1 protein-coding gene is annotated in these 1327 nt (G+C 31.4%); it reads left to right on the top strand.

Annotated features, from left to right (window positions below; genetic code table 11):
* Positions 1 to 18: 18 nt before the first annotated feature.
* The coding region (locus QL982_RS14385) for an RNA-directed DNA polymerase (RefSeq protein WP_290190443.1) at positions 19 to 1327 on the top strand (1309 nt) is incomplete at its 3' end.

Here is a 1327-nt window from a genome sequence, read left to right as displayed (position 1 = left end):
TAAATTAATAGGTACATAATGACAACTTCTTATTCTGAACATATGAAAGGGATTACTAAAGAAAGGTTGCTTGAAGGACTTGTTGGATATGGACTTTTCTCAGAGAAGCTTCCCCCATTCTTAACTTCTGAAGACTTTTACGATTTTTGTATGGATGGAGATAACCATCCTAAATCCTCTAATAGTAACTCTGGATTATTTAAGAATAAACATGTTTCGGAGTATGTTCAGTATGCAAATATGCGAAATATTAACGTTCCTAGATTATTAGCCGTTCCAGAACCAATAGCATATTTCAATTTATGCCACTGCTTGTCACAATACTGGCCAGAATTGACAGATTGTTTTGAATCTAAAACTAAGAATGATGATTTTAAGATTAGTAGAATTCATATACGTAGAATTAAAGAATCAAAAATAATTTTTTCGCTTGGTAGTAGCTATGATTCATCAGGTGTTACTTGGAGTTGGGTTAAAAAGGTGGTTAATCGTCCTGTGTCAAAAGTTTTTTCAATGAATTATAAAAATTTATCTGAAGATGACAATCCAATCCCAAAGATTAAAATTAAAAGTAGATTTGTAGTGCATGCTGATGTTTCAAATTGCTTTGGCAGTATCTATACACACGCACTTTCTTGGGCTTTGATAGGAAAAAACCAAGGAAAAATACAGAGAAATGGCTACTGGCATAATGAGATAGATACCTACACCATGAATGTTAATAAAGGTGAGACTCACGGTATTTTAATTGGTGGCCACGCTTTCAATATTATTTCAGAAATTATTCTAGTAGCGGTAGATGAAAAGCTCAAAGATAGATATAAGTACATTAGAAATATTGATGATTATGAATGTTTCGTTGAAGACTATCAAAATGCAGAAAATTTTTTAATTGATCTAGAAGCCGAGTTAAGGGTGTATGGGTTGACTCTAAATCATAAGAAAACAGAAATTTCTGAATTACCCATGACACATGAATCTGATTGGATCAGAGAGCTTAGGTATTTTGAGGAAGGTGATTATTTTGACTACAAAGAAACTGTTCATTTTCTAGACTTTGCTATAGCTCTAATGAAAAAGAACGATGGTAACTCTGCAGTATTAAACTATGCTATTCAGGTCTTAAGTGACAAAAATAAATCAATATCTGCAACAGAATATTTTTTAGACACAGTACATCACTTAGCTCTTATATATCCATATTTAATTAGCTTGATGGATGAGAATGTATTTTCGAGTATAACTGATGAAAATTTGAAATTAGAATATATCAAATCTTTTTCAAACGATATTTATGAAGTTGGATTAAAAAAGAACTACTATGAAG

Source organism: Psychrobacter sp. 5A.1, from assembly GCF_030407455.1.
Lineage (GTDB): Bacteria > Pseudomonadota > Gammaproteobacteria > Pseudomonadales > Moraxellaceae > Psychrobacter.
This window is presented reverse-complemented; position numbering and strand designations above follow the sequence as displayed.